Genomic DNA, 21,472 nt, shown 5'->3' on the forward strand with positions numbered 1-21,472 from the left:
GAGGCACGCCATGATCCCCGGTGAACTCCTCATCGACGACGGCGAGCATGTCCTCAATCCTGGACGGCGCACCGTCACGCTGGTGGTGCACAACGCCAGCGACCGGCCTATCCAGGTGGGCTCGCACTACCACTTCGCCGAGACCAATGCCGGCCTGGCCTTTGACCGTGCCGCGGCGCGCGGCATGCGCCTGAACATCGCCTCGGGCATGGCCGTGCGCTTCGAGCCCGGCCAGCAGCGCACGGTGGAGCTGGTCGACATCGCCGGCGACCGGCAGATCCACGGCTTTCGCGGCCTGGTGATGGGAGCACTCTGATGGCCACGATGGACAAACGCGCCTATGCCGAGACCTACGGCCCCACGGTGGGCGACCGCCTGCGCCTGGCCGACACCGACCTCATCCTCGAGGTCGAGCGCGACTACTCGCTGGCCGCGGGCGGCTATGGCGAGGAGGTGAAGTTCGGCGGCGGCAAGACCATCCGCGACGGCATGGCGCAAAGCCAGCGCAGCCGTGCGCAAGGCGCCATGGACACGGTGCTGACCAACGCCCTCATCATCGACCACTGGGGCATCGTCAAGGCCGACATAGGCCTGAAGGACGGGCGCATCGCCGCCATCGGCAAGGCCGGCAACCCCGACACCCAGCCGGGCGTGGACATCGTCATCGGCCCGGGCACCGAGATCATCAGCTGCGAAGGCAGCATCGTCACGGCCGGCGGCATAGACACCCACATCCACTTCATCGCCCCGCAGCAGATCGAGGAGGCGCTGACCAGCGGCGTCACCACCATGATCGGCGGCGGCACAGGCCCGGCCACGGGCACCTTCGCCACCACCTGCACGCCCGGCCCCTGGAACCTGGAGCGCATGCTGCAGGCGGCCGACGCCTTTCCGATGAATCTGGGCTTTCTGGGCAAGGGCAATGCCAGCCAGCCCCAGGGACTGCACGAGCAGATCGCGGCCGGCGCCATCGGCCTCAAGCTGCACGAGGACTGGGGCAGCACGCCGGCGGCCATCGACAACTGCCTCACCGTGGCCGAGGACACCGACACCCAGGTCGCCATCCACACCGACACGCTCAACGAAAGCGGCTTCGTCGAGGACACGGTGGCCGCCTTCAAGGGCCGCACCATCCACACCTTCCACACCGAAGGCGCGGGCGGCGGCCACGCGCCCGACATTCTGAAAGTGGTGGGCGAAGCCAATGTGCTGCCCAGCTCCACCAACCCCACGCGCCCCTACACGGTGAACACGCTGGACGAGCACGTGGACATGCTCATGGTCTGCCACCACCTGGACGCGGGCATCGCCGAAGACCTGGCCTTCGCCGAAAGCCGCATCCGCAAGGAGACCATCGCGGCCGAGGACATCCTGCATGACATCGGCGCCATCAGCATGTTCAGCTCCGACAGCCAGGCCATGGGCCGCGTGGGCGAAGTGATACTGCGCACCTGGCAGACCGCGCACAAGATGAAGCAGCAGCGCGGCGCCCTGCCCGGCGACGGCGCGCGTAACGACAACTTCCGCATCAGGCGCTACATCGCCAAATACACCATCAACCCCGCGATCGCCCACGGCATCAGCCACGAGGTGGGCAGCCTGGAAGTGGGCAAGTGGGCCGACATCGTGGTCTGGAAGCCGGCCTTCTTCGGCGTCAAGCCCAGCTGCATCCTCAAGGGCGGGCTGATCGCCATGGCCGCCATGGGCGATCCCAACGCCTCCATCCCCACGCCCCAGCCCGTGCACTACCGGCCCATGTTCGGGGCGTTTGGCGGAGCGATCGCCAAGACCTCGCTGACCTTCGTCTCCCAGGCCGGGCTGGCGGCGGGCATAGGCCAGCGCTTCGGCCTGCGCAAGCGGCTGTCGGCCGTCAAGGGCATACGCGGCGTGCAGAAGTGCCACATGGTCCACAACGACCTGGCGCCGCACATGGAAGTGGATGCCCAGACCTATGTGGTGCGCGCCAATGGCGAGCTGCTGACCTGCGAGCCCGCCAGCAGCCTGCCGATGGCGCAGCGCTATTTCCTGTTTTGAAGCGATGATGGAACGATGAAGCTGCATTTCACCCTCGACCCGGCGACCGATCCGCGCGTGCTGGCCTTCCTGCAGGAGCACCTGGACGACATGCACCGCATCTCGCTGCCCGAAAGCGTGCATGCGCTGGACGCCAGCCAGCTGCGCCGGCCCGACATCCGCTTCTGGACCGGCTGGGCGCAGCACGAAGCCGGGCCGGCCCTGGTGGCCAGCTGCGCGCTCAAGCAGCTCGATGCCGGCCATGTCGAACTCAAGACCATGCGCGTGGGCGCGGCCTACCGCGGTTCCGCGGCGGCCCAGCAGGTGCTGGAGCACGTGCTGGCCCAGGCCCGCGCCAGCGGCGCCACGCGCATCAGCCTGGAGACCGGCACCGAGGCCTTCTTTACACCGGCCCGGCGCTTCTACCAGCGCAACGGGTTCGTGCCCTGCGAACCCTTCGGCAGCTACCATCCGGACCCGAACAGCTGCTTCATGACAAGGGCGCTTTGATCATGCTGCAAGTCTCCAAATGCCTTTCCGGCGGCCAGGGGCTGGCCCCCAGTCTGCTCAGGCGCGCCGCCACCGTGGAGCTCGACTGGGATGTGCGCCAGAAAAGCCGCTTCGCCGCCACCGACAGCCAGGGCCGCGAACTGGCCGTCTTCCTGCCGCGCGGCCAGGCCGTGCGCGGCGGCGACGTGCTGGTGGCCGAGGACGGCTCGCTGGTCCGCGTGCTGGCAGCAAAGCAGAAGGTGCTGCACATCACGGCCTGCGCCGAGCACGGCAGCCCCTTCGACCTGATGCGCGCCGCCTACCACCTGGGCAACCGCCATGTGCCCATCGAGTTGCAGCCCGACCACCTGAAGATCGAGCCCGACCATGTGCTGGCCGACATGCTGCGCAGCATGCACATGACGGTGGTCGAGGCCGAGCTGCCCTTCGAGCCCGAAGGCGGTGCCTACGGCGGGCATGTGACCAACGACGGACACAGCCACCATCACCACGGCCATGGGCATCACCATGAGCACGGCCACTGAAGCCGCGCCGGGCATGGCCTCGGCCACGCTGCTGCAGCTGATGTGGCTGGCCTCGCCGGCGCTGCCCATCGGCGGCTTTTCGTACTCCGAAGGGCTGGAGGCGGCCGTCCATGCCGCCCATGTCACCACCGAGGCGCAAGCCGCCGGCTGGCTGGTGCAGCAATTGCACCTGACCCAGGCGCGCGGCGACATGGCGGCCATCGCCCAGGCCATGCCCGCCTGGCAGCGCGGCGACGTACAGCGCGTGCAGCAGCTCAACGGCTGGGTGCTGGCCACGCGCGAGACCAGCGAGCTGCGCCTGCAGACCGAGCAGATGGGCCGCTCTCTGGCCGACTGGCTGCGCAACCAGCATGCGGCCGATGCCGCCCGCAGCGCGCAGATTCTTGAACTCGCGGCGCTGTCGGGCCAGCGGCCGAGCTACCCCATCGCCTTTGCGCTGGCCACCGCCTTCACCGGGGCCGTGGCGCAGCAGGCCCTGCTGGCCTATGCCTTCGGCTGGGCCGAGAACATGGTGCAGGCCGCGATCAAGGCCGTGCCGCTGGGCCAAAGCGCGGGCCAGCGCATCCTGGCCCGCCTGGCCGACGAAATCCCCGCCGCCGTGGCGCATGCCGAAGTCCTGCCGGACGAAGCACGCCAGGCGTTCTCGCCCATGCTGGCCATTCTCTCGGCCCGGCATGAACACCAATACTCACGCCTGTTCCGATCATGACCACCGCACTGCACCACATCCCCCACCGCACCAAGAAGCTGCCGCCGCTGCGCGTGGGCATAGGCGGGCCCGTGGGATCGGGAAAGACCACCATCCTCGAGATGCTGTGCAAGGCCATGCGCGACAAGTGGGACCTGGTCGCGATCACCAACGACATCTACACCAAGGAAGACCAGCGCCTGCTGACCATCAGCGGCGCGCTGCCGCCCGAGCGCATCATGGGCGTGGAGACCGGCGGCTGCCCGCACACGGCCATCCGCGAGGACGCCTCGATCAACCTCGAGGCCATCGACCGCATGCTGGCGCAGTTTCCCGATGCCGACATCGTCTTCATCGAGTCGGGCGGCGACAACCTTGCGGCCACCTTCAGCCCCGAGCTCAGCGACCTGACCATCTACGTGATCGACGTGGCCGCGGGCGAGAAGATCCCGCGCAAGGGCGGCCCCGGCATCACCAAGAGCGACCTCTTCGTCATCAACAAGACCGACCTGGCGCCCTACGTTGGTGCGGACCTGGAAGTGATGCGCGCCGATACCGTGCGCATGCGCTCGACACCTGCGGGCGTCAAGCCCTTCGCCATGACGAATCTCAAGACCCAGCAAGGACTCTCCGATGTCGTGGCATTCATCGAGAACAAGGGCCTGCTGACCCTCCGTGCATAGGCCATCCCCCGCCGCAGCTGCGACTGGGCCAGCGAAGACCGCCTGCCTGCAGCCGGCGCCGGGCATCCGCAAAGAGGCAAGCCGTTCGGAAACCCCGGCCGGACAGAAAAGAGCCTGTTGGCATGGGTATTGCTTGGATCTGGATTCCTTCCAGTCCCAGCTCCGGCATTTCACACCGCAATTCCTATATAGCAATCAATCAAGAGAGGCTCCATGAAAAAATCGTTCATCGCACTCGCCGCGGCCCTGGCCTGCTGCGCTGCCGCACAAGCGCAAAGCACCGTCCAGCTCACCGGCCTGGCCGACATGTACGCCGGCTCCGTCAAGATGGCCGGCCAGGACCGCAAGTCGGTCGTGGGCTCCGGCGGCATGACCACCTCCTGGTGGGGCATCAAGGGCACGGAAGACCTGGGCAGCGGCCTGAAGGTCGACTTCAACCTGACCTCCTTCATGCGCATGGACACCGGCGAGCCCGGCCGCTTCCCCGGCGACACCTTCTTTTCGCGCGATGCCAACATCGGCCTGAACGGCAGCTTCGGCCGCATCGGCCTGGGCCGCGACAAGGCGCCCAACTTCCTGCCCACCGTCCTGACCAACCCCTTTGGCGATTCGTTCACCATCTCGCCCCTGGTGCTGCATGCCAACACGCCCACCGCAGCCTGGGGCGGCGCCCGCCTGACCACGCCCGCCGACACCGGCTGGAGCAACATGCTGGTCTACACCACGCCCAACTTCGGCGGCCTGACCGCCAACGTGTACTACCAGTTCGGCGAGCAGTCGACCCCGGGCAACAAGGGCAAGAAGAACGTGGGCGTGAACGCGCTGTACTCCAGCGGCCCGCTGAGCCTGACGGCCTTCTACGAGCGTGACCAGATCACCAACCCCGGCAACGGCACCGTCATGCCCACCAAGAGCGACTGGATGGTCGGCGGCAGCTACAACTTCAACGTCGTGAAGCTGTACGCCACCTACGGCCAGGCCAAGGTCAAGGATCTGGACAGCAAGAGCAAGACCTACTCGCTGGGCCTGGACGTTCCCGTGGCCGGCACGCCCGGCACCGTCAAGGCGGCCGTGGCCCGCACCAAGTACGAAGCGGCCACCGAGGCCACCCGCACCACCGCAACGCTGGGCTACGACCACTTCCTGTCCAAGCGCACCGATGTGTACACCGCCCTGATGTACGACCGCGTGAGCGATGCCAGCCCCAAGACAGGCACCAGCCTGATCGCCGGCATCCGCCACCGCTTCTGATGCCCTGGCCGGATCGCCATCCGGCACATAACCCAAGCGAGGCCTGGTCCTCGCTTTCGTTGAAACACCGCAGGCGGAAACCGTGTCCCTGCCGCTCCTTCGTGCGCTTCAGCCGGTGCTGGGCTCCAGCAGCCCGCACCGGCAATGCCCGGAAACGCTTTCGCCCGGCGTGCCAAGGCCTCCAGCCACCGCCCGATCAGCCGATCGGCTCGCACAGCCAAAGGAGTTACATTGAAGCCCTGCATCAAAAGCTGCGAACGGTACCCACCATGGAAAACTACCCCAAAGACATCTACACGGAGCCCGAGCCGGATGTGAACACCCTGGCCCATCTGGGGCCGCTCACGGGCATGGCCGGCATCTGGACGGGTACGCGCGGGCTGGATATCAACCCCAAGGCCGACGGACCTGAAAAGCAGGCCTTCATCGAGCACATGGAACTGCAGCCCATCGATGCGCAGACCAACGGGCCGCAGCTTTTCTACGGCCTGCGCTACCACACGCGCATCGTCAAGCCCGACGATGTCGAGACCTTTCACGACCAGGTCGGCTACTGGCTCTGGGAACCCGCCACGGGCAATCTGATCCTCACGCTGTCCATTCCGCGCGGGCAGACCGCCATGGCTATGGGACAGGCCGCGCCTGACGCGACGAGCTTCCAGCTCAAGGCCGTGCGGGGCTCCCTCACCAACGGCATCTCGTCCAACCCGTTTCTCGAGCATGCCTTCCGCACGGAAAGCTTCACCATCACCGTGACCAAGCATGACGACGGAACCTGGTCGTATGAGCAGGAAACCGTGCTGATCACTCCGGACCGCACCGAGCCTTTTCTCCATACGGACCGCAACCGCCTGCACAAGATCGGCGAGCCCACGCCCAACCCCACGGCGCAGGCCGCCGCCGCCCGGGCAGCCAAGGCGCTGGCGGCGTAGCAAGACCGCATTCAGGGCAGCGCACCGGCGGGCCGCCGCGTCGCTTTCGAGGGCCCGAAACTGCGCTACAATCCACCTCCCTCGGGTTTGGCGCCAATGGCGGCCACTTCCCCTCCATGGCCGAGAAGACGGTTTTTCCTTCTCGGCTATTTCTTTTGTACCTGCCCTGCCGCAAGCGGCTGCTTGCGGCGCTCTGCGGAGCAGGTCCACCGCAGTACTTGAGCGCTTCAACCCAGGCGGAAAGCCCGGCGGGCGCTATTTTTTCTGCATTGCGCACAAGCTGTGCATAACTTTGGTCGATCGTGCTTGCGCATATCTATTGTTACGATATGACACAAGCACCGGCAGCTACGCCCCGGCATTGATCCATCGACCGCCCGGGCATCCGGCTTGCCAGGGATTTTCGCGTCTCGGCTAACCGTCTTCCCTCTCAAAAAGAGCAGAACCGGCTTCCCGCAAGGTGGCTGTGCCCTGCCCTGCCTGCGTCTTTTCCACGCATGCCGCCCGGCCTGCCCAGGCCACGAAAAAGGCACCGCGCTCTGCGGTGCCCTTCTCCACAATTACAGTGGACAACTCTGTGCATATGTTGTGACAACTTGGTGAATGGCCCCGTCAACCCCTTGCATTCACTGGCGCCCGGGTTGATTGCCTCTAAATCAGGCAGCCCCAGAATCAAGGGTTAACCCTTGTTCGATTCACAGCTTTCGGCGGATGAGTTCACGGCCTTGCTCCGTGATGTGCCAGTGCTTGTCAACGTCCTGCGCCACCAGGCCGCGCTCCAGCAGGCGCCTGGACAAATGCTCGCGCGCCGCGGACCAGAGAGAGACCTCCTCACCCATTTCCAGCTTCTTGAGCGTCTCCAATTCGTCCACCGTGGGTTCATACACAGGTGCGCGGTAATTTGCGATTTGCATGCTGACTCCTCCTAAGCTTGCAGTGCGAGCTGCGATCGATGCCCGCCGCCCGGCGTACATCTGCCGCCAAGATAGTCCTGCCCACGTCCGGCTGCAAGAGCCGCCGCAGCGCTTTTGCGCGATATGGGCGATGATGGCCGACTTCGCGCCGCCGTCCTACCTCGTTGTAAGCCGGTTGCCCTGTCCTGTTTGCGCAAGCTTCAGGGAACTTTCTCAAGCCTGTTTCCGCATTGCCTGGAGTCTTTTCCCCATTCCCATGCTCTACGCCGTTGCCACCCTGTTCGCCTTCCAGTTGCTGGGCGAGTTCATTGCCCGCTTTTCGGGCCTGCCGCTACCGGGGGCCCTGATCGGAACCTTGATGCTGCTGCTGGCCCTGCTGCTGTACAGGCGCCTGCCCAAGGCCCTGGAGGATACCGCCGGCGTACTGCTGCAGAACATGATGCTGCTGTTCATTCCCGTGATTGCCGGCGTGATGCAGGAATTCGACCATCTCCAGCGCGAATGGCTGCCGTTTGTGCTGGCCTGCGTGCTGGGTTCGGCCTTCACCTTTGCGGCAACGGCATGGACCTTCCGCTTCTTTCTGCAGCTGCAGCGAACACAGGAAGCCAGGCGCACGGGCAAGGCCAGCGCCCCGGCCCATGAGGAGGCGGCATGAGCACGGCGAGCACGCCATCCGCAGCCACGCACCTGGCTGCCGTCTGGACCGAGCTGGCCGGCACCCATCTGCCCTGGCTGGTGCTGACCATTGCGGTCTACCTGGCGGCCATGGCCATCTACCGCAAGAGCGGCAACCGCCCGCTGCTCATTCCCGTGTTCACGGGCGTGGTCGTCGTGGTGGGCATTCTGCTGGCCACGGGCACGCCCTATCCCACCTACCGCAGCGGCGTGAACTTTCTGACGCTGCTGATCGGCCCGGCCACCGTGGCCCTGGCCATTCCGCTCTATGCCCAGCGCGAGCGCATACGCCAGCTGTGGCTGCCCGTCGGCGCGGCACTGCTGGTCGGTTGCCTGGTGGCGCTGCTGTCGGCCATAGTCATTGCCTGGGCCTTTGGCGGCAGCGAAGCCACGATGGTTGCCGTGGCGCCCAAGTCGGCCACGATTCCCATTGCCCTGCCCATGGCCGAGCGCTTTGGCGGCAAGCCCTCGCTGGCGGCCGTGGCCGTGGCGATTGCAGGCATTTCGGGCACCATGATGGCGCCGCTGCTGATCCGCCTGCTGCGCCTCAAGGATCCGGCGGTGCAGGGCTTTGCGCTGGGCCTCACGGCCCATGCCATCGGCACGGCGCGCGCGCTGCAGATCCATCCGGCCATGGGCGCCTTCTCGGCCCTGGCCATGGGCCTCAACGGCGTGGCCACCGCCGTGCTGATGCCGCTGGTGCTGGCCGTCGTGCCCTGGATTTGAGCAGGGCAGCTTGCCGCAATCAAAACAGGAGCATCCAGCGCCTTCCCCCTCTGCGTTGCAGCCTTATTTAAGCTTGTTTCTCACTCGCTGCGCCGGTAGGCCCAGACCGCGCCGAGAATCAGCGCCATGCCCAGCCACTGCACCGGCTGCGGCCGCACTCCGAACCATGCCAGGTCCACGACCAGGGCCATGGCCGGGTAGATGAAGGACAGCCCGGCGATCGCCTGGGCCATGAGCCGCTGGAAGGCCGTGTACATCAGCGTGTACATCCAGGCCGTATGCACCAGGCCCAGCACCAGCACGGCGACCACCGCCTTGCCGCCGAACACGGCAACCTCCTGCGAACCCGCAACCACCGGCCCCAGCACCAGCGCTCCCGCCAGCATCTGCAGCATGGCGATCTGCGCGGGGCCGATGCGCGCCAGCTTGCGCGTGGCCAGCGTGGCCACGGCATACAGGCTGGCCGCCAGCAGCGCCAGCGCAATGCCCTTCCACTGCAGCTGGCCGTGGTTCACCGCCATCAGCCCGCTGCTGAGCGCCACGCCCAGCAGCGCCAGCAGCAGCCAGGGCAGGCGCCGCAGCGGCAGGGGCTCGCGCTGCACCACGGCCGCAAGCAGCAGCAGCACGAAGGGCTGCACGTGGTAGACCACGGTGGACACGGCAATGCCGCTGTAGTGATAGGCGCGGAAAAGGCTGAGCCAGTTGAGGACCAGCGCCAGTCCGCCAGCCAGCAGCCATATCCATTCCCTGGCCTGCGGCCGCACCCACTGACGTGACCAGAGCACCCATGCCGCCAGGCCCAGGCCGCCCAGGATGCAGCGCAGCCAGACCACCCACAGAACGGGCAGGCCGCTTTCCACGACCAGCAGGCCGATGGTGCCCGACAGCGCCATGGCCAGCACCATGCGCCAGGTGCCGCCGTCCGCGCCGTTGCGGGCCCGGGGTGCCTTGGAAGAATGGGAGAGCGCACCGGGCGAGGCCGGAAGCAGGAGCGGAGAGGGAGCTTGAACTTTCATGCGCCAATGGTCGATCAACTCGATCAACGCATCAATGCGCATGCATTCCACTTACTATTGCATTGCATTCAACAATTAATCTGTCAACATGGCTACCGACACCCTTCTTGTCAATGAAATGCTGGTGTTTGCCAAGGTCGTGGAGCTGCGCAGCTTTGCTGCGGCCGCACGCCAGCTGGGCCTGACCACCTCGGCGGTCAGCCGCAGCGTGGGGCGCCTGGAAGCGCACTGGGGCGTGCGCCTGCTGCACCGCACCACCCGCACCCTGTCGCTGACCGAACTGGGCGCCGAGGTCCATGCCGGCTGCGTCCAGCTTGCGCATACCGCCCGCGACGTGCACGCCATGGCCGGCCATTACGGCGACACGCCGCGCGGCACGGTGCGCATGACGGCGCCCACGGTGTTCGGCGAACTGTGGCTGGCCGCCCAGTTGCCCGCCCTGCGCCAGCGCTGGCCCGAGGTGCAGGTGGCCATCCATCTCAGCGACCATGTGGTCGACCTGACCGAGCAGGGGCTGGACCTGGCCATACGCATCGCACGCCCCGAGCACCTGCCCCAGCACATGGTGGCGCGGGCCCTGCGCCCCGTGCGCTATATCGCCGTGGCATCGCCGCAATACCTGCAATCGCTGGGTGCACCGCTGGAGCACCCCGACCAGCTCGAGGCCCTGGCCCGGCAGCACAGGGTGCAATGCATATCGCTGGGCTACGGAGATTTCCAGAACCTGCTGCAATGGCTGCCGCCCAATGCAGACCTCTCGACGGAAGCTGCCGCCGCCCCCATCGTCACCGAGCTGCCGGCCCCGCTCAGCGTGGCCAGCAGCACGGGCATCACCGTCCTGGCGCTGCAGCACCAGGGCATAGGCCTGGTCGCGGATTTCGCGGCCCAGGCGGCGCTGGACGAGGGCAGCCTGGTGCGCGTGCTGCCCGGCTGGCGGCTCACGGGCGGCTACGCGCCGCGCATTGCCTATGCGCTGTACATGCCTTCGCGCCATGTGCCGCTCAAGGTCAGGGCCCTCATCGACCATCTGGTGGAGGCCGGCCAAAGCGTGGCCTGAAAGCATGCCCCCGCCAGCAAGCCAAGTTCTCCCCACCGGAGCGCAACAAGCTTGTGGACAAACTTGCCGCCCCGGCAGGATAAGTGACTTAAGTGCTTGTCACAGCAGCATTTTTCAAACGATGATGAATTTTTAGGCAAACCTGCAGCGATGCGCAAAACACAGCGCCCCAAAAGCGCGGGCTTGGGGTTGCACCGGGATTGCAGCGCCGGAATCCGCCCCAACCCCGGGTTCTCCCCAATCATTCGCTACAAGCTTGTGGACAAGCCCGTCCCAGTCGCTGGATAAGCAGCCCAAGCCCTTGTCGCCAAACGACATTCCATGACGCGCCTATTTTTTAGGCAGCTCGGCCGCAGCGGTGGGCCATTGGGCCAGGCAGTAGGCGCTGTCCCAGAACATCCACTCCAGCCGTGCTGCATCGCGGTAGGCCGCATGCATGGCCGTACGCGTGGCGGGTGCGGCTTCGTCGGCGAGGCGGTCCACGGTGGCGCAGACGGCGCGCACGAGCGCATGGAATTCCTCGCTGGCATAGGTATCGATCCAGGCCTGGTAGGGATTGCCGGCCACCGAGCGGGCATGGATGTCGCGCCCCACCTCGGCATAGATCCAGAAGCACGGCAGCAGCGCCGCCACGGCCACCGGATAGGGAGCGCTCCAGGCCGTGGCCACCAGGTAGCTGGTGTAGTGCTGGCAGGCGGGCGTGAGCGGCGTGGCGGCGAACTGCTCGGCGGTGATGCCGAAGTCGCGCATGAAGCCATCGTGCAGGCTGCGCTCCACCACCACGGCCTCGTTGGCCGCATTGGCAAACTGCACCACGCCCTCGGCGTTGTCGGACTTGGCCGCCGTCACGGCCAGTGCACGCCCGTAGGCCACGAGGTAGTGCGCGTCCTGGATCATGTAGTGGCGAAAGCGCTCGCGGCTCAGGGTGCCCGCGGCCAGCTCCCGGTTGAAAGGCAGTTGCAGCGTGCTTTGGAACAGCGCCTCGTTGGCTTGCCACAGGCTTTGGCTGAACGACATGGAATCCGTCTCCTCTTCAGTAGGACCTACGCAAGCAGGAAGGCACCAAGGCTGTTTTCTCGAGACAAGGTCCGTGCCTGAACCCGATTCGCGCAAGCGGTGTTCAATTCATGGCAGGCAGCGCCCTTGGCACCTGCGCTGCATGGCATTTTGGCTGCGATTCGGCGGGGCCGCTTCGCACATCAGGGCACAAGTCCTTGCACTCCTGAACTCCTGGCCTGCCTGGCACAGGCCTGCAGCCACTGGCTGAAGGCGCGCAGCGCCGGTGCGGGCACGGCGTCCGCGGCCAGCTCCGGCGTCACCAGGTAATAGGCGCGGTTGCCGCGCAGGGCCTGCGGGCAGGCAATGATGAGATCGCCGCGCGCCAGTTCCTGTTCGATCAGCATGGGCGGCATCAGCGCCACGCCCAGGCCCTGGCTGGCGGCCACGGCCAGCATGGAAAACAGCTCCAGCCGCATGCCGTCCAGCGCGCGCGGCGCGTCCACGCCCATGGCGTCGAACCACTGGCGCCAGCCCTGGGGGCGCGTGCTTTGCTGCAGCAGCGGCAGCCTGGCGATCGCCTCGGGCCCCACGGGCAGCCAGGCCCGGCCCGGGTCGCGCTGCCGGGCCTTGGCCAGCAGCTGCGGGCTGCACACGGGCACGACCTCCTCGTCCATCAGCCACAGGGCCTGCACGCCGGGCCAGCGCGCCACCTGCTCGGGCGTGCCCGCGTAGAGCGCGGCATCGAACACGGTGTCGGCGAACAGGAAAGGCCGTGTCTGCACGTCGATGTGCACGGTGATGTCGGGGTGTTCGCGCGCCAGCAGCGGCAGGCGCGGCAGCAGCCAGCGCGTGGCAAACGTGGGCACGGCCGCGAGGTTGATGGGACCACCCTCGCCCTGGTGGGCCATGAGATCCAGGGTGTCGCGCTCCAGCCCCTGCAGCCAGCGCGTGACCTGCTGGGCATATTGCGCGCCGGCCTCGGTCAGCAGCACGCCATGGCGGGTGCGCCTGAACAGCGCCACGCCCAGGAACTCCTCCAGCGCAATGATCTGGCGCGAGACGGCGCTTTGCGTGAGCGACAGCTCCTGGGCCGCCTTGGTGTAGCTCACATGGCGGGCCGCGGATTCAAAGCAGGCCAGGGCCTGAGTGGAGGGCAGGATTCTTCGCATAACTCATACCTTCATCGGCACACAGACAAGGTAGTTACCCTGACTCACGCCTTTATACATGCGTTTTTCTCATTCATGGATGAGCAATCATCGTTTGCCGCTCCCGGTGTGCCTGCCTAAGATGGCTTCATGCAGCCGGGTTTGCGGCTGCCCCTTTCCTCCACTTTTTGCCCTTTCAGGAGACAGACATGGCCCGTGGCTTTCAATGGGACGACCCCTTCCAACTCGACCAGCAGCTGACCGAGGACGAGCGCATGATCCGCGACGCAGCGCGCGATTACTGCCAGGACAAGCTGGCGCCGCGCGTGCTGGAGATGTTCCGCCACGAGAAGACCGACGTGTCCATCTTCCGCGAGATGGGCGAGCTGGGCCTGCTGGGCCCCACGATTCCCACCCAGTACGGCGGCGCGGGCCTGAACTACGTGAGCTACGGCCTGGTGGCGCGCGAGATCGAGCGCGTGGACTCGGGCTTCCGCTCCATGGCCTCGGTGCAGTCCTCGCTGGTCATGGTGCCGATCAACGAGTTCGGCACCGAAGCGCAGAAGCAGAAGTACCTGCCCAAGCTGGCTTCGGGCGAGTTCATCGGCTGCTTCGGCCTGACCGAGCCCGACCACGGCTCCGACCCCGGCTCCATGGCCACCCGCGCCTACAAGGTGGACGGCGGCTACCGGCTCAAGGGCAACAAGATGTGGATCACCAACAGCCCCGTGGCCGACGTGTTCGTGGTGTGGGCCAAGGAGGTTTCCGAGGACGGCGCCGTGGGCGAGATCCGCGGCTTCATCCTGGACAAGGGCATGAAGGGCCTGTCGGCTCCGGCCATCCACGGCAAGGTGGGCCTGCGCGCCTCGATCACCGGCGAGATCGTGATGGACGATGTGTTCGTGCCCGAGGAAAACGCATTCCCCGAAGTACGCGGCCTCAAGGGCCCGTTCACCTGCCTCAACAGCGCCCGCTTCGGCATTGCCTGGGGCGCCATGGGCGCGGCCGAGTTCTGCTGGCACACGGCCCGCCAGTACACCCTGGACCGCAAGCAGTTCGGCCGCCCTCTGGCCGCCAACCAGCTGATCCAGAAGAAGCTGGCCGACATGCAGACCGAGATCACGCTGGGCCTGCAGGCCGCGCTGCGCGTGGGCCGCATGAAGGACGAGCACCAGAACGTGATCGAGATCACCTCCCTGATCAAGCGCAACAACTGCGGCAAGGCCCTGGACATCGCCCGCCTGGCGCGCGACATGATGGGCGGCAACGGCATCAGCGACGAGTTCGGCGTGGCCCGCCATCTGGTGAACCTGGAGGTGGTGAACACCTATGAAGGCACGCACGATGTGCATGCGCTGATCCTGGGCCGCGCCCAGACCGGCATCCCTGCGTTTGCCAATTAACTCCCCCTGAGCGGCTGCGCCGCTTCCCCTCTCTCTTCGGGAGGGGGACGGCAGCTTCGCCGCGAGGCGGCTCTTGCTTGCTGCCCCTGGAGAAAGGGGGCGATGCAGGCGCTCTGTTTGATGACTGCTCCGCTATTCATTTATTAGCTTAAACCGCTTGATTGGTATTGATTTCGAATTCATTTCTTATCGAAACTTATACCAATAAAGCGCCAGCAGCTGCCTTTTTCATAGTATCCAGATCCTCCCCATGAACGCACCCGCATCCACGCCCACCGGCGCACTCGCAGGCATCAAGGTGCTGGACCTGTCGCGCGTGCTGGCCGGCCCCTGGTGCACCCAGATGCTGGCCGACCTGGGCGCCGATGTGGTCAAGGTCGAGCGTCCCGTGGCCGGCGACGACACGCGCCACTGGGGCCCGCCGTTCCTCAAGGACGGGGCCGGCAACGACACGCGCGAGGCCAGCTATTTCACGGCCTGCAACCGCAACAAGCGCTCCATCACCGTGGACATGGCCCAGCCCGAGGGACAGGCCCTGCTGCGCCGCATGGCGGCGCAGGCCGATGTGGTGGTGGAGAACTTCAAGGTCGGGGGCCTGGCCCAGTACGGGCTGGACTATGAAAGCCTCAAGGCGCTGAATCCGCGCCTGATCTACTGCTCCATCACCGGCTTCGGCCAGGACGGGCCCTACGCCGAGCGCGCAGGCTACGACCTGATGGTGCAGGCCATGTGCGGGCTGATGAGCATTACCGGCCATGCCGACGAGGCGCCGGGCGGCGGCCCGCTCAAGGTGGGCGTGGCCGTGGTCGACGTGTTCACCGGCCTGTATGCGAGCAACGCCATCCTGGCCGCGCTCAACGCCCGCGACAACGCGCACGGCGGCAGCGGCCAGGGCCAGTACATCGACATGGCCCTGCTGGACGTGGGCATGGCGGTGCTGGCCAACCAGGCCTCGGGCTTTCTGGCCACCGGCCAGGCGCCGGGCCGCGCGGGCAACATCCACCCCAGCCTCGCGCCCTACCAAGACTTCGCCACGGCCGACGGCAATGTGCTGCTGGCCATAGGCAACGACGGGCAGTTCGCACGCTTTTGCGCCGCCATCGGCCAGGAAGGCTGGGCGCAGGATGCGCGCTTTGCCACCAACACGGCCCGCGTGCACAACCGCGCGGCGCTGCTGGCGCTGATGCAGCCCGTGATGCGCCTGCGCACCACGGCGCAATGGATTTCCTTGCTCGAGGACAAGGCCGTGCCCTGTGGCCCGATCAACGATGTCGCCCAGGCCTTTGACGACCCGCAGGTCCGGCATCGCGGCATCCGCAAGGAGCTGCCGCGCGAGGCCGGGGACGGCATCGCCCAGGTGGCCACCGTGGCCAACCCCATGCGGCTGTCGGCCACTCCCGTCAGCTACCGCAGCGCCCCGCCCGCGCTCGGCCAGCACACCGAGGCCGTGCTGGCCGAGCTGGGCCTGGATGCCGCAGCCGTTGCCGACCTGCGCCGCAAGGGCGTTATCTAGAGAGCAGAACCGACAAAAAGCGCACTTTTCCCGGCACGCAAGGCCTCTGCACAAAAAGGCCAGTGCCCTCTTCAAACCAAGGAGACACCATGTTCAAGTTCACCGCCACCGTCGTGGCCGCGCTCGCACTGTGCGGCGCAGCCCAGGCCCAGAGCCAGTATCCCAACAAGCCCATCCGCCTGCTCGTGCCCTTTGCGGCCGGCGGCACCACCGACCTGATCGCGCGTGTGATCGCCGAGCCATTGAGCCGCGAGCTGGGCCAGCCCGTGGTGGTCGAGAACAAGGGCGGCGGCGGCGGCAGCATCGGCGCGGCCGAAACCGCGCGCGCTGCGCCCGACGGCTACAACCTGGGCATTGCCACCGTGTCCACCACGGCCACCAACCCGGCCATCAACCCCAAGATTCCGTACAACGTGGCCACCGACTTCACGCCCATCGTGAACATCGCGGCCACGCCCAACATCATCGCGGCCAACCCCAAGTTCCCGGGCAAGAACTACCAGGAGTTCCTGGCCGAGGTGAAGAAGAATCCCGGCAAGTATTCCTACGCCTCGCCCGGCCAGGGGTCCATCACGCACCTGATGATGGAAATGTTCAAGCTGCAGACCGGCACCGACATGACGCACGTGCCCTACCGCGGCTCGGGCCCGGCCCTCAACGATGCCGTGGCCGGCCAGGTGCCGCTGATCTTCGACAACTTCCCCTCCACCCTGCCGTTCGCCAAGGAAAAGCGCCTGGTGCCCATCGTGGTGGCCGCACCCCAGCGCCTGGCCGTGCTGCCCGACGTGCCCACGTTCAAGGAAGTGGGCCTGCCCCAGGTCAACCGCATGGCGTACTACGGCATCGTCGGCCCCAAGAACCTGCCCAAGGACATCGTGGACAAGATCAACGCCGCCACGCGCAAGGCCGTGCAGGACCCCGCCGTGAAGAAGCGCATCGAGGAAACCGGCTCCATCATCATGGCGAGCACGCCCGAGGCCTTTGCCAAGGAAATGAAGGAAGAGCTGGCCGTCTACAAGAACGTGGTGGAAAAGCAGCACCTCACGATGGAGCAGTAAGCGCTGCGCGCCGGGGGTCGTTCGTCCGGCCCCCATGGACGACACGGCAGCGGGCAAGCGCTGCCGTTTTTGCAGGGCCCGCTAGAACGTGGTTGGATGCCCGGCGCTGTCGCGCTCGCTGATCTTGCTGCGGGCGAGTTCGTCGCGCAGCCAGCGCGCCGCCGGCCCCAGCGGCGCCGACTTGTTCCACAGCAGGTCCACGCCCACCAGCCAGTCGGTGTGCGGGTAGGCTTCCAGCCGCAGCTCCACCAGTTCGCCGCGCTCGATCTCCCCTCGCACCAGGCGGCGCGGCAGCGTGGCCCAGCCCAGGCCGGCGCGCGTCATCTCCAGCAGGGCCAGGTAGCTCTCGGCGCGCCAGCGGCGCGGGCTGCGCAGGTATTCGGTGCTGGGCAGCCCCTCGCTATGGGCGCTGAAGGCCAGGCGCCGGTGGCGGTGCAGCTCGGCAAAGCTGACGCGGTCCAGGCACGCCAGCGGATGCCCGCCGGCCGCCACGTGCGACATGACCAGCTTGCCCAGTTGCACGAAGCCCAGCTCGCGCGGGTAGTTGGGCTGCGAGAAGGCCACGCCGAGCTGGGCCTGGCCCTGGCGCACCAGGGCGCTCACATCGCCGTCCAGCGGGTGGCGGATTTCCACGTCGACGAAGGGAAAGGCCTGGGCGAATGCGGCCAGCGGCTGCGTGATCGCGTCGTAGGGGATCTCGATGGCCAGCGTCAGCGCGGGCTCCACGCCCTGGTTCAGGCTATGGGCGTGGTGCTCCAGGTCCAGGCAGCGGTCCAGCACCTCCGACACCTCGCGCAGCAGGCGCCGGCCCGCATCCGTCAGCGTGGGGATCTTGGTGCCGCGGTCGAACAGCTCCATGCCCAGGTCGGTCTCGAGGTTGGCGATGGCGGTGCTCACCGTCGATTGCGGCCGCCGCAGCTGGCGCGCCGCCGCCGAGAACGAGCCCGCGGACACCACGGTCGAGAAGATTTCCAGCTGGTCCAGTGAATAGCGCATGGCTGATTTTCCATCGGATTTTGCGATGGATACAAACTTTTTCTTGATGTATTTCCGATCAATCATGCCCGCAGCTTCCCCGTTCAGAGGGATTGCCCAGCAAGGAGACGAGATCCATGAAGCCATCGCCCACCGTCCACCCGGTCGACCAGGTCCTGCCACTGCAGCAGATGGCCAGCTACGGCCTGCAGCATGTGCTGGTGCTCTACGCGGGCGCCGTCGCCGTGCCGCTGATCCTGGGCGGCGCCCTGGGGCTGACGCCTGAGCAGGTGGTGATCCTCATCAATGCCAACCTGCTGACCTCGGGCGTGGCCACGCTGATCCAGACCCTGGGTTTCTGGAAGTTCGGCGCGCGCCTGCCGCTGGTGCAGGCCTGCTCCTTCATCGCGCTGGCGCCCATGATCATGATCGGCAAGGAATACGGCCTGGCCCATGTGTTCGGCGCCGTGATCGCGGGCGGCGCCATCACCGTGCTGCTGGCCCCGGTGACCAGCCGGCTGCTGCGCTTCTTTCCGCCCGTGGTCATCGGCAGCCTGATCACCATCATCGGCATCTCGCTGATGCCGGCCGCCGCCATCTGGCTGGGCGGCGGCAACCCCGACGCCGCCGACTTCGGCAGCGCACCCAACCTGCTGCTGGGCCTGGCCACCATCGCCATCACGCTGTTCATCTATGCGCGCTTTCGCGGCTTTCTGGGCAACCTGGCCGTGTTGCTGGGCCTGGTGGCGGGCACGGCCATCGCCGCGGCCTGCGGGCTCACCGACTTCGCCCAGGTGGGCCAGGCGGCCTGGTTCGAGCTCAGCCCGCCGTTCGCCTTCGGCATGCCGCAGTTCGGACTGGCACCCGCGCTGATCATGGCGCTGGCCATGCTGGTCATCATGGCCGAGACCACAGGCAACTGCCTGGCCATAGGCCAGATCGTGGGCCGCCCCACCAGCCAGCAGACCCTGGGCAACGCATTCCGCACCGACGGCCTGTCCACCATGATCGGCGGCGTGTTCAACAGCTTTCCGTACAACGCCTTCACGCAGAATACCGGGCTGATCTCGCTGTCCGGCGTCAAGAGCCGCTATGTGGTGGCCAGCGCGGGCGCCATCATGATCCTGATGGGACTGTTTCCCAAGCTCGGCGCGCTGATCGCCTCGGTGCCGCGCCCCGTGCTGGGCGGCTGCGCCATCGTGATGTTCGGCATGACCACGGTGGCCGGCATCCAGGAGCTGTCGCGCGTGCGCTTCGAGGGCACGCGCAATGCGCTGGTCGTGGCCGTCTCCGTCAGCGTGGGCGTGCTGCCCATGTCCTTTCCCGCGCTGTTCGCGCACGCCAGCGGGCCGCTGAAGCTGGTGCTGGAAAGCGGCATCTTCCTCGGCGCCATCACGGCCGTGCTGCTCAATCTCATCCTCAACCGCGGCGCCCAGGCGCCAGAGCCCGAGACGGAGGCTTCTGCCTCCACCGCCGCCGCGGCGCAGTGATCCTCAAGAACCGACACCCCCCCTCATCCACAGGAGCCATTCAGATGCAAGCCACCGATACCGTTTTGTCCCATCCACGCGACCTGGAGCTGCTGCGCGCCGCCATTGCGCTGTCCGAGGAGTCCAAGCAGCGCGGGCGCCACCCGTTCGCGGCCCTGGTGGCCAACGAGCGCGGCGAGATCGTGGCCCAGGCCGGCAACAATTCCATGCCCCCCGAAGGCGATCCCACGCAGCACGCGGAACTGGCGGCCGCCGCACTGGCCGCGCGCAGGCTCACGCCCGAGGAGCTGGCCAAGTGCACGCTGTACACCAGCGCCGAGCCCTGCTGCATGTGCGCGGGCGCCGTGTACTGGACGGGCATAGGCCGCGTGGTCTACGCGCTGTCGGAACATGCGCTGCTGGGCCTGACCGGCGACCATCCCGAAAACCCCACCTTCTCCCTGCCCTGCCGCGAGGTGTTTGCCCGCGGCCAGCGCCAAGTCGAAGTCGTGGGCCCGTTGCTGGAAGAAGAAGCCGCGGCGCCGCACCGCGGCTTCTGGACCCAGGACTGAAGCCGCTCAGCGGCGGGCCGGCGCCTGGCGGAAACTGTCGGCCAGCTTGACCATCATGAGCGCGCAGCCCAGGCCGCCCAGCGCCACCAGCGTGCCGCCCACCACGCCGATATGGCCCATGCCCCAGTGCATGCTGACCTGGCTGCCCAGCAGCGCGCCGCCGCCGATGCCGATGTTGAAAATGCCCGAGAACATGGACATGGCCACGTCGGTGGCGTCGGGCGCCAGTTTGAGCACCTTGGACTGCATGGACAGCGCAAAGCAGATCATGGCCACGCCCCAGACCGCGCTTTGCAGGTACAGGCTCCAGGCGTAATGGCTACTGGCCACCAGCGCCAGCAGGCAGGCCGCCAGCACCGCAATCGCCGCCATCAGGAAGCCGCGCGGATAGCGCATGCCCAGCCAGCCGAACAGCACGCTGCCCACGATGCCCATGCCGCCGTACAGCAGCAGCACGGTCGTGGTCACCTCGGGCGCCAGCCCGGCCACGTCCTGCACAAAGGGTTCGATATAGCTGTAGGCCGTGAACTGGCCGGTGATCACCACCACCAGCAGCACATAGATGGATACCAGGGCCGGGCGCCTGAACAGCATGGGCACGCTCTCCAGCGATCCCGCGTTCTCGCTGGGCAGCAGCGGCAGCAGCTTGCCCAGCACCAGCATCACCACGGCCGCCACGGCGCCGATGGCCAGGAAGGTCATGCGCCAGCCCAGGGCCTCGCCCACCACGCGGCCCAGCGGAATGCCCAGCACCATGGCCACCGACGTGCCCGTGGCCAGCAGACTCAGCGCCATGGCCTTCCTGCCCGGCGGCGCCACGCGCACGGCCAGCGAGGCCGTGATGGACCAGAAGATCGCATGCGACAGCGCAATGCCGATGCGGCTGACCACCAGCGAGGCAAAGCTCCAGGCCACGCCCGACAGCACATGGCTGGCCACGAACACGGCAAACACGGCCATCAGCAGCCTGCGCCGCTCCACCTGCTTGGTCATCAGCATGCAGGGCAGCGAGGCCAGCGCCACTACCCAGGCATAGATGGTCAGCATCAGGCCCACCTGCTCCGCAGGCATGCCGAAGCTCGCGCCTATGCCGCCCAGCAGCCCCACGGGCACGAATTCGGTGGTGTTGAAGACAAAGGCGCCCAGCGCCAGCGCAATCACGCTCAGCCAGGCCTGGGCGGCCGTGCGTTGCGGCGCGGCCGGGGCAGACAGGGAAACAGTGGGATCAGTCATGCATCGAAAAGCGGTGGGCAGCGGCTGCCGGCGGGCAACCCAGGTAGAAACCCTGATTGTGTATGCCCTACATGGCAAAGACCGCCGCGGCCCCGGTTTTCCTTGCGCGGCGC

22 protein-coding genes are annotated in these 21,472 nt (G+C 66.9%); 16 read left to right on the forward strand and 6 right to left on the reverse strand.

Features of this window, described 5'->3' with window-relative positions; all coding sequences use genetic code 11:
- Positions 1-10: 10 nt before the first annotated feature.
- From Cte04_RS11055 to Cte04_RS11090, 8 genes are all read left to right on the forward strand, one after another.
- On the forward strand, positions 11-316 hold the full coding sequence (locus Cte04_RS11055; RefSeq protein WP_066476680.1) for an urease subunit beta: 306 nt from the start codon (positions 11-13) through the stop codon (positions 314-316).
- A complete protein-coding gene (ureC, locus tag Cte04_RS11060; protein ID WP_066476682.1) occupies positions 316-2,034 on the forward strand; it encodes an urease subunit alpha in 1,719 nt (572 codons plus the stop codon). The genes Cte04_RS11055 and ureC overlap by 1 nt, the downstream gene beginning before the upstream one ends.
- A gap of 15 nt (positions 2,035-2,049) precedes the next feature.
- Entirely contained in the window at positions 2,050-2,523 is a 474-nt protein-coding gene (locus Cte04_RS11065; RefSeq protein ID WP_066476685.1) for a GNAT family N-acetyltransferase, read from the forward strand.
- Between the two features lie 2 nt (positions 2,524-2,525).
- Positions 2,526-3,047: an urease accessory protein UreE gene (ureE, locus tag Cte04_RS11070; protein ID WP_066476688.1), complete on the forward strand. Its 522-nt coding sequence runs from the start codon at positions 2,526-2,528 to the stop codon at positions 3,045-3,047.
- A complete protein-coding gene (locus tag Cte04_RS11075; RefSeq protein ID WP_066476691.1) occupies positions 3,031-3,756 on the forward strand; it encodes an urease accessory protein UreF in 726 nt (241 codons plus the stop codon). Before ureE ends, Cte04_RS11075 begins: the two co-directional genes overlap by 17 nt.
- On the forward strand, positions 3,753-4,418 hold the full coding sequence (gene ureG, locus Cte04_RS11080; protein WP_066476694.1) for an urease accessory protein UreG: 666 nt from the start codon (positions 3,753-3,755) through the stop codon (positions 4,416-4,418). The genes Cte04_RS11075 and ureG overlap by 4 nt, the downstream gene beginning before the upstream one ends.
- Positions 4,419-4,631: 213 nt before the next feature.
- Positions 4,632-5,669 (forward strand): porin, encoded by a 1,038-nt coding sequence (locus Cte04_RS11085; RefSeq protein WP_066476696.1) that lies wholly within the window; start codon positions 4,632-4,634, stop codon positions 5,667-5,669.
- Between the two features lie 269 nt (positions 5,670-5,938).
- Positions 5,939-6,601, forward strand: a complete 663-nt coding sequence (locus Cte04_RS11090; RefSeq protein WP_066476700.1) for an FABP family protein — start codon at positions 5,939-5,941, stop codon at positions 6,599-6,601.
- A gap of 695 nt (positions 6,602-7,296) precedes the next feature.
- On the opposite strand, the gene Cte04_RS11095 is transcribed toward Cte04_RS11090, so the two are convergent.
- A complete protein-coding gene (locus Cte04_RS11095; protein ID WP_066476714.1) occupies positions 7,297-7,515 on the reverse strand; it encodes a hypothetical protein in 219 nt (72 codons plus the stop codon).
- A 256-nt stretch (positions 7,516-7,771) separates the two neighbouring features.
- On the opposite strand from Cte04_RS11095, the gene Cte04_RS11100 reads away from it, so the two are divergent.
- Together Cte04_RS11100 and Cte04_RS11105 are read left to right on the forward strand one after the other, a co-directional pair.
- A complete protein-coding gene (locus Cte04_RS11100; protein WP_066476718.1) occupies positions 7,772-8,170 on the forward strand; it encodes a CidA/LrgA family protein in 399 nt (132 codons plus the stop codon).
- On the forward strand, positions 8,167-8,916 hold the full coding sequence (locus Cte04_RS11105; RefSeq protein WP_066476721.1) for an LrgB family protein: 750 nt from the start codon (positions 8,167-8,169) through the stop codon (positions 8,914-8,916). The genes Cte04_RS11100 and Cte04_RS11105 overlap by 4 nt, the downstream gene beginning before the upstream one ends.
- An 80-nt stretch (positions 8,917-8,996) precedes the next feature.
- On the opposite strand, the gene Cte04_RS11110 is transcribed toward Cte04_RS11105, so the two are convergent.
- The gene (locus Cte04_RS11110) at positions 8,997-9,932 is read right to left on the reverse strand and encodes a DMT family transporter (protein ID WP_066477131.1); all 936 of its coding nucleotides are present in this window, start codon (positions 9,930-9,932) and stop codon (positions 8,997-8,999) included.
- 88 nt (positions 9,933-10,020) lie between these two features.
- Here Cte04_RS11110 and Cte04_RS11115 point away from each other — a divergent pair, with 88 nt between their 5' ends.
- Positions 10,021-10,989, forward strand: a complete 969-nt coding sequence (locus Cte04_RS11115; protein ID WP_066476724.1) for a LysR family transcriptional regulator — start codon at positions 10,021-10,023, stop codon at positions 10,987-10,989.
- Between the two features lie 330 nt (positions 10,990-11,319).
- On the opposite strand, the gene tenA is transcribed toward Cte04_RS11115, so the two are convergent.
- Positions 11,320-12,006 (reverse strand): thiaminase II, encoded by a 687-nt coding sequence (tenA, locus tag Cte04_RS11120; protein ID WP_066476727.1) that lies wholly within the window; start codon positions 12,004-12,006, stop codon positions 11,320-11,322.
- A gap of 182 nt (positions 12,007-12,188) precedes the next feature.
- The gene (locus Cte04_RS11125) at positions 12,189-13,157 is read right to left on the reverse strand and encodes a LysR substrate-binding domain-containing protein (RefSeq protein ID WP_066476732.1); all 969 of its coding nucleotides are present in this window, start codon (positions 13,155-13,157) and stop codon (positions 12,189-12,191) included.
- Between the two features lie 188 nt (positions 13,158-13,345).
- Here Cte04_RS11125 and Cte04_RS11130 point away from each other — a divergent pair, with 188 nt between their 5' ends.
- The 3 genes from Cte04_RS11130 (at position 13,346) to Cte04_RS11140 (ending at position 17,110) form a co-directional block, all read left to right on the forward strand.
- A complete protein-coding gene (locus Cte04_RS11130) occupies positions 13,346-14,539 on the forward strand; it encodes an acyl-CoA dehydrogenase (RefSeq protein ID WP_066476734.1) in 1,194 nt (397 codons plus the stop codon).
- A gap of 250 nt (positions 14,540-14,789) precedes the next feature.
- Positions 14,790-16,052: a CaiB/BaiF CoA transferase family protein gene (locus Cte04_RS11135; RefSeq protein WP_066476737.1), complete on the forward strand. Its 1,263-nt coding sequence runs from the start codon at positions 14,790-14,792 to the stop codon at positions 16,050-16,052.
- 89 nt (positions 16,053-16,141) lie between these two features.
- Positions 16,142-17,110, forward strand: a complete 969-nt coding sequence (locus Cte04_RS11140; RefSeq protein ID WP_066476740.1) for a tripartite tricarboxylate transporter substrate binding protein BugE — start codon at positions 16,142-16,144, stop codon at positions 17,108-17,110.
- Positions 17,111-17,191: 81 nt separating this feature from the next.
- Here Cte04_RS11140 and Cte04_RS11145 read toward each other — a convergent pair whose 3' ends face one another.
- Positions 17,192-18,106 (reverse strand): LysR family transcriptional regulator, encoded by a 915-nt coding sequence (locus tag Cte04_RS11145; RefSeq protein ID WP_066476744.1) that lies wholly within the window; start codon positions 18,104-18,106, stop codon positions 17,192-17,194.
- 116 nt (positions 18,107-18,222) lie between these two features.
- Between Cte04_RS11145 and Cte04_RS11150 the strand changes: the two genes are divergently transcribed.
- Entirely contained in the window at positions 18,223-19,575 is a 1,353-nt protein-coding gene (locus Cte04_RS11150; protein ID WP_066476746.1) for a nucleobase:cation symporter-2 family protein, read from the forward strand.
- A 44-nt stretch (positions 19,576-19,619) separates the two neighbouring features.
- The gene (locus Cte04_RS11155; protein WP_066476749.1) at positions 19,620-20,126 is read left to right on the forward strand and encodes a nucleoside deaminase; all 507 of its coding nucleotides are present in this window, start codon (positions 19,620-19,622) and stop codon (positions 20,124-20,126) included.
- A 6-nt stretch (positions 20,127-20,132) separates the two neighbouring features.
- Here the strand turns inward: Cte04_RS11155 and Cte04_RS11160 are convergent, their stop codons facing one another.
- On the reverse strand, positions 20,133-21,359 hold the full coding sequence (locus Cte04_RS11160; RefSeq protein ID WP_066476757.1) for a sugar transporter: 1,227 nt from the start codon (positions 21,357-21,359) through the stop codon (positions 20,133-20,135).
- Positions 21,360-21,472: the final 113 nt, after the last annotated feature.

It is taken from the genome of Comamonas terrae (assembly GCF_001544075.1).
GTDB classification, from domain to species: domain Bacteria; phylum Pseudomonadota; class Gammaproteobacteria; order Burkholderiales; family Burkholderiaceae_C; genus Comamonas; species Comamonas terrae.